The sequence below is a fragment of the Thiorhodococcus minor genome, assembly GCF_010820565.1.
Lineage (GTDB): Bacteria > Pseudomonadota > Gammaproteobacteria > Chromatiales > Chromatiaceae > Thiorhodococcus > Thiorhodococcus minor.
On sequence record NZ_JAAIJQ010000146.1, the window covers coordinates 1 to 6,909 of the forward strand.

Sequence of the window (6,909 nt, forward strand, 5' to 3'; positions counted from 1 at the left end):
GCAGATAGGACGTGCACGCCTCAGGCAACTGCAGCTGTGCATCCAAGGGGATCGCCTCCAGTTTTTGTCCCTCGCGCGGACCATAAACGAACCGCGCGATTTGGTACGCGCCGAAGAGATTGCGATACGGGCGTGCCCGCGCCGCCAACCGCTTGACGATGCGGCCATCGTCCAGTGCCAAACGCGCGCCCGCATCGCCCGGACCACTCAGGGCCAAGAAGCTCTCAAACAGCCGATGCCCGAGCTGCAGCAACTGCCGAAATAGCCCCGCCTCCAGCGTATGTGCCGCCGTTCCTGCATCCACTGCCTCACAGACCGAGGCGATCATGGATTCCAGTTCGCTTCGCGCCGGGGCAAAGACATCATCAGGGAAACCAGGCAGCAGAAACGACATCACAGACTCCTCAAGGCAGCACAACCGCAGCGATCGCCATCGATCCGCGGGGTCTGTCACGTTCGCTCTGCTGCGCTCTCCTGCCAACTCACCCAGGTCAAAGATCACAACTTCGTGTACGCAGATCGGGCGCGCTCGGCAGGTTGCACCCAGTTACCGGACGGCACTTTAACCCAATGTAACGGCTTGTAAAGGCAAAGAATAGAGCGAGCTATCTATTTAATATACGAATAAGGAAAACTAGATTAGAAAAGCGGTGCGCGGCGATAAAAAAACTGTAAGCGAGGATTGTCGTGGTGGATGACCAAGCAAACAAATCCGCTAACAGGAAGGGAGCGATCGTTATAACGGTCCTTTGCAGATTGAATAGAAGGAATCTCCGCTCCTCTCCAATTACACTTAGCACCTGCATAACTGGAGAGGTTAGGAATTGGGGAAATAAGGATATTGCAAGCGAACTAGCGAATTGACCAGCCAGGGCCCAGTCGTCCCCAAGGACAAACATTAGGATATCTTTGCCATAGATCATCAGCATGGCGGCTGGAACTATTGCCACAAGCGAAAGACGACCCAAGATTGCAAAGGTTATTTTTCTTATCAACTCTAAGTTATTCCGCCCTATATTTGCGACTTCCGCGTAGTAGGCGCGCCCGATTGTGGTTGTAAAAAGGTTGAGCGGCACTGCGACAGCGGCCAGTGCAACGCCCAATTGCCCCACCGTTCCCGCATCATAAAGCGCCGCAGTCAATAAGACTGGCGCTTGCGCCGAAAACACCAGCAGAACTTGGGACGGCAGTCGGTAGACTGGAAAACCGCTGTAGTATCGTCCAACGGTGGCCATGCGCCGCAGGCTGATCATTGTCACCGTTTGGCAGAAATCCATCTTGAAGCGAATCAGGAAAGATCCAATCCCACCGCTGTGCCCCATAATCTGGCCAAGAAGAAGTCCCAAGGGCTTCAGCGCCACCATGCCTAATCCGATCTTGACCAACGCTCCGGTTGCCGCTTGGGCTACCTGAGTCCGTGCTATCGTGGGGTACGCCTTGCGGCGGGTGGCCCAAAAGCTAAGGAGCTCATAACTCGCTGCGCCAACGACGCCTAGGAGGATGAGCCACCAGTAGGGTATTAGCGCCTCCATTGAAAGCGCGGCCAACAAGACGCTACCAAAAGCCCACAGGACCGCTCCGACGATTAGAGTCATTGCGAGCATCAAGGCAGCCGCTAAGGCCATGATATTCATCGCTGTTCCATCGCGACGGGGTAATGGGACAGCCACCCCATAGCGCATTGTCACTATCGGTACAAGCATCGTGACCAGCGCCGTGAAGATCGACAGTACACCGTAGTCCACGGGGCTGTAGATGCGTGTCAGAATAGGCATCGACGCAAGTCCGATGATGCGCGCTGCCCCTGCCCCGAGCGCCAGTGTGCCCATTCCGCGAAAGACGGCAGCAGCTGGCCCACCGAAGAGGCGCCTCGACAGATTGGAGACACTCAAAGCTCTAACTCTGCAGGATCACCATTGAGCTGCTCGTGATAAACACGCCGCTCTTCTCTATTCATAGGTCCACTATAAAGTCCATGTCTTCAAATATCACTGTAGCGTGCCAGTTCCGTAAGTCGTCGACGCCGATCACCTTATCGCCGCGCTCAAGGGGGGTGCAGCGCCAGGGCAGAGGCAATGAAACCGGCGCTGCACGGGACCAAGACCTTCATGGATGACTCTACTGGCTGATATTGGGTGGCGGTCAGAAACGCGCACCAATGCTCTGGCGCGGGCGCATCGCCTTGACCTCGTAGAGCACGGCGTCCGGCTTGCCGAAGCCGCGGCCCTGCTCTGGACCCATCTCGACAAACTGCCGATGGCGACGGCAAGGATGACGGCGTCGTAGTGCGCGGCCGCGGGCTGCTCGACGAGCCGGATGCCGTATTCGTGCGCGGCCTCCGCGGCGCTCGGCCAAGGGTCGTGGACGTCGCACTGGATCCCATAGTCCTGCAGCTCGGCGACGATGTCCACGACGCGCGTATTGCGTAGGTCCGGGCAGTTCTCTTGGAATGTCAGGCCGAGCACCAGCACGCGGGTGGTCGCATTGAGCATGTGGCGCCGGCTCATCAGCTTGATGACCTGACCGGCGACATAGGCGCCCATGCTGTCGTTGAGCCGTCGGCCAGCCTGGATGAACTCGGGGTGATAGCCGATCTCCTGCGCCTTGTGGGGCAGATAATAGGGGTCGACGCCGATGCAGTGTCCGCCCACCAGGCCGGGTCGGAAGGGCAGGAAGTTCCACTTGGTGCCGGCCGCCTCGACCATTTCCTGGGTGTCGATCCCGAGCCGGTTGAAGATCAGGGCCAGCTCGTTGATGAGGGCGATTGTTGAGGTCGCGCTGGGTGTTCTCGATGACCTTGGCGGCCTCGGCGACGCGGATGCTGCTCGCCAGATGCGTCCCCGCCGTGATGACCGAGCCATAGAGGGCGTCGACGAAGCGGGCGACCTCCGGGGTGGAGCCGGAGGTGACCTTCTTGATGTTCGTGAGCCGGTGCTCTTTGTCGCCCGGATCGATGCGCTCGGGGCTGTAGCCGGCGTAGAAGTCCTGGTTGTACTTCAGGCCCGAGTGCTCTTCGATGATGGGGATGCAGACCTCCTCGGTCGCACCCGGGTAGACGGTGGACTCGAAGATTACGACGCAGCCGGGCTTGATGACCTTGCCGAGCAGGAGGTTTGCGGATTGGAGCGGGCGCAGGTCGGGCTGACGGTGGGCATTGATGGGGGGCGGCACGGTGACGACATAGACGTCGCATCCGGTCAGCTCCTCCGGCGCATCGGCGTAGCTGAGCTGGCTGGCCTGACGCAGGTCTTCGGGCTCGACCTCCAGCGATGAGTCATAGCCTTGGCGAAGCTGCGCAACACGCGTCTGGTTGAGGTCGTAGCCGAGTGTCAGGAAGCGCTTGCCAAACTCGACCGCAAGCGGGAGACCGACATAGCCGAGGCCAAAGATACCGATCTTCAGGTGCTCTAGGTCCAACGCAAACGTGGTCGACACGTCAGTTCTCCTTGCTCGATCGCGGTGGCGACGATTCTCATTCGGGCGGCTCGGCGCTCAAGCCGCTGATGGTTCGACCCGCTTGTGCCCCGACCGGCGGCATGTGTATGGCGGCTTGAGCCATCTCAGCTGGCGGCGGAGGCGTGCTGGGCTTGCTGTGCACTTGGCGCGACTGCTCGAGCAGTTCTGATCGAATGGTAGGCTATCGCCGTTACTTGATAAGGGTACGCCTGTCACAGAATTGGGGCTTTGGGACTTGGCAGGTCTGGCGGGAACCTGATCAGGGATCGATCGGTCGTCGGTCGCGCCGGGGCGGCGCTTCCACCTCGGCGGTGCGACGCATTGGAGCCGTCTCTATGGCCTGGGCCGCACGGCTTGGGCTGGCGATGGGCGGCTGACCAAGGTCGGGCCGGATTGGGCGTCTTTGAGCGTAGCCTTTGGTATTGATGAGCTTGGGGCGCTTAGCGCTCGGGGCCGAGCAGGCTGCTCAGGAGTGGCGCCCTTGGTCAAGCCAGTGCGACGCACGAGCCAGGCAGCAATGCGCGCGTGGCTTGTCCGATCACGTCGATCAGGATGGCGACGCGTGCGTCTCCGCAGGACGCCTGGAAGATCCCTTGAAGCCCGGCGAATTGACCAGCTGTAACAGTTGAGTTGCCGCTGTTGGCCACCTATGTCAGTACAGGTTGCGGATCGTATAGCGGCGCTATACTATAGCGGCATGATTCGTAGTTTTCGCCACAAAGGACTCGAAGCCTTTTACCGCACAGGGAGCAAGGCAGGCATTCAGCCTCATCACGCCAGTCGGCTGCGTGCGCAGTTGTCCGCCTTGGATGTCGCGGCGTGCCCGGAGGAAATGGGTCTCCCGGCTTGGCGATTGCACCCTTTGACCGGGGAGTTGTCAGGGTTCTGGGCCGTGACCGTCAATGCCAACTGGCGCGTGATGTTTCGATTTGACGGCGAAGACGCGGAGTTGGTCGATTATCTGGATTATCACTAGGAGTAGAGAGCCATGAGTCGTATGCACAATCCGCTGCATCCCGGTGAGGTTCTCAAGGACGGCTGGCCAGAGGCGGTGACGATCACGGCGGGAGCAAAGCAGTTGGGTGTGACGCGGGCGGCGCTATCGCGCATCCTGAATGGCCATGCGGGCATCAGTGCCGACATGGCCTTACGCTTGCAGGATTGGCTGGGCATCAATGCCGAGATGTGGCTGCGTATGCAGGCGGCTTATGATCTGTGGCAAGCCGAGTATAACCGGCAACGGCCACATATCGAGCGGCTGAATCGAATAACCGGGACAGACCAGAATTCAGACCTCCCGTAAACACTGTCCAAAAAAATCCGCAAGCACTTGAATATAAGAACTCTTTTAGATTATTGGACGTTTCTGCAACCGATCACGTGTAACTCCTCGTTACTCACGGCACAGCCTGAGCGGCCAAGAACCGTTCGCGCACGATCTCCGGCAAAGGCGGGATGTCTCCGACCTGTCCGATGCGGTCGTTGAGATAATCCCAGAACGAGATCCCGAGCTTGCGGCAGGTCTTTTTCAGACTAGCAAAGGTGTCGCGGCAGCGGCGCCCCAGATCGCTGCGCGTCCCACCGCTGATCTTGCGCCATTTGACGTAACTGCGGATGTCGTTCTCACTGCCGTTGGTATGCAGGGGGATGTCCGGGCACAGGAGCACCAGCAGGAGTTCGCGCTGAGGGGTCTTCAGGCGCTTGAGGGTTTGCCTGAGGATCGCGAAGGAGGTCTTCTGGCTGAAGATGGCCTCGAAACGCGTGCGCAGACCCGCCACGGCGGCGGGATCGGTGATCGGTTCTGCTCCTTCGACCACGCGTCGCGCGGTTTCCAAATCATGATGTGCCTTTTCGAGCCACGCTAACGCGATTCGATGCACCTCCTCAGGCATGAATGACCTGACCGACCGTCGCTGACGATCTTGTGCATGAGGGGCACTGGAATCGTCTGTTGCAGAGCTGATCAGGGAGACGCGGGCTCAGGCGCGCAAAGTAGTCATCCCAGCCGCGTGGCTTGGGGGTGAGGATGATGCTGTCACCCTCGCGACGAATCAGCACCTCGTCAGCGTCGATCTCGAGGTCACGCGGCAAGCGCGCGGCTTGATTGCTGCTTGAGGCCGACTCGCCGACAAAGGCACGCTGGTTTCGAGAAGCGGAGCTTCCTTTCGCGGATGACGCCGCTGGAGCTGCGTCATCAGGCAGTCCGCCCCACGACACATTGGTCGGAGTCGAAGGCTCGCTAGATCTTGAGCGGCGCTTGAGTCTCGACCAGTACCGATGTCTCGCGGGGACCTTCGGCGCCAAACACATCGATCTGACCGTCGTCGCCGACCGTCCAGACTTCGCGAGCGCCATATCCAAGATACAGCCTGATCTTGCCTTCGATCTCGGCGGCGGAATTCGATGGCGAGAGGATCTCGACACACAGCTCGGGCGCTTGCGGATAGGGCGTGGTATCGCCATGCTGCTTGACGAACGCTGGAGACATCCAGACGACATCGGCGACCTTCACACCCTGGTGTGTTCCAATCGAGCATTCGGTCGCTATCTCGCCATCGCTGAGTCGTTGGGCCAGAAGACGCACGAGGCGCGCTTGCTGAATCGCGTGCCGGTTCGAAGCGGGACTCATGATGATTCTTCCCTGCGCGTCCAACTCGATCTTGTAGGGCAAATTGCGGAGGCTAGGATCGGTGATGACGTCAGACCAATGCATTTGGTTGGGGCTCCGAACCGAGGACTAGGCAGTGGGGCCTTTACTTGTGTTATCAGCATAGCATGGGGCTCTGACGCTGATCATCGTTCGGTCCAGCCTCCCGCTGCACGGTGGACACCTGCAGCACACTCCACCAACGGCGCGGGATTCGGTGGACTTCGCTCGGGCTCGTCCACCCTACCGGTCCAACTGACGATCAAGGCCGGGGCTCTGTTTGCGTGGCTCAGCTCAGACCGCCTTTCTATCCGCGCAGCCCCTACGCGGCGGCGGAGCTCTATGCCTATGGTCACGCCAGCGCGACACTTGAGCCTGGCAGCACGACGCGCGTCGCTCGTCCGATCACGTCGAGCAGGATGGCGACGCGCGCGTCTCCGCAGGACGACTGGAAGATCCCTTGAAGCCCGGCGAATGGGCCAGCTGTAACGGCCAGGCTGTCGCCTGCGTGAAAGTCGTGGCGTGGCGGTGATTGCGGCCCCCGCCGGTGCGCATCTTCGTTGCGGCGCAGTGTCTCGATGATTGGATCTGGGACCGATGTCAGGCGATGCCCGAAGGTGACCAGGGTGGTCACGCCGAGGGTCGAGCGGATGGGCGCGACCGATTGATGATTGGGATCGAGGCGCAGTAAAGAGGTAGCGCGGGAACAGTGGCTCGAGGGTCTCTCTCTGAGTGCGGTCAGCGAATTTGATGGTTACACGATCGGGCTAGCTGATGGAAGTCAGCGCTGAGCGGCGTGTTGGTCG

General features: G+C 60.0%; 7 protein-coding genes and 1 pseudogene. 2 read left to right on the forward strand and 6 right to left on the reverse strand.

Annotated features, from left to right (window positions below; all coding sequences use genetic code 11):
- The 3 genes and pseudogenes from G3446_RS25060 to G3446_RS25070 form a co-directional block, all read right to left on the reverse strand.
- A partial coding sequence (locus G3446_RS25060) for a hypothetical protein (RefSeq protein WP_209262630.1) occupies positions 1-394 on the reverse strand: 394 nt, incomplete at its 3' end.
- Positions 395-605: 211 nt separating this feature from the next.
- The gene (locus G3446_RS25065; RefSeq protein WP_164456412.1) at positions 606-1,775 is read right to left on the reverse strand and encodes a lipopolysaccharide biosynthesis protein; all 1,170 of its coding nucleotides are present in this window, start codon (positions 1,773-1,775) and stop codon (positions 606-608) included.
- 367 nt (positions 1,776-2,142) lie between these two features.
- Positions 2,143-3,417 (reverse strand): annotated as a pseudogene (locus G3446_RS25070) (nucleotide sugar dehydrogenase).
- A gap of 736 nt (positions 3,418-4,153) precedes the next feature.
- Here G3446_RS25070 and G3446_RS25075 point away from each other — a divergent pair.
- Entirely contained in the window at positions 4,154-4,432 is a 279-nt protein-coding gene (locus tag G3446_RS25075; protein WP_164456413.1) for a type II toxin-antitoxin system RelE/ParE family toxin, read from the forward strand.
- 12 nt (positions 4,433-4,444) lie between these two features.
- The gene (locus tag G3446_RS25080) at positions 4,445-4,759 is read left to right on the forward strand and encodes a HigA family addiction module antitoxin (RefSeq protein ID WP_164456414.1); all 315 of its coding nucleotides are present in this window, start codon (positions 4,445-4,447) and stop codon (positions 4,757-4,759) included.
- Positions 4,760-4,853: 94 nt separating this feature from the next.
- On the opposite strand, the gene G3446_RS25085 is transcribed toward G3446_RS25080, so the two are convergent.
- From G3446_RS25085 to nusG, 3 genes are all read right to left on the reverse strand, one after another.
- Positions 4,854-5,348: an IS66 family transposase gene (locus tag G3446_RS25085; RefSeq protein WP_245232755.1), complete on the reverse strand. Its 495-nt coding sequence runs from the start codon at positions 5,346-5,348 to the stop codon at positions 4,854-4,856.
- 347 nt (positions 5,349-5,695) lie between these two features.
- Positions 5,696-6,169, reverse strand: coding sequence for a Uma2 family endonuclease (locus tag G3446_RS25090; protein WP_164456415.1), 474 nt, complete (start codon positions 6,167-6,169; stop codon positions 5,696-5,698).
- 286 nt (positions 6,170-6,455) lie between these two features.
- Entirely contained in the window at positions 6,456-6,737 is a 282-nt protein-coding gene (gene nusG, locus G3446_RS25095; protein ID WP_164456416.1) for a transcription termination/antitermination protein NusG, read from the reverse strand.
- Positions 6,738-6,909 lie beyond the last annotated feature (172 nt).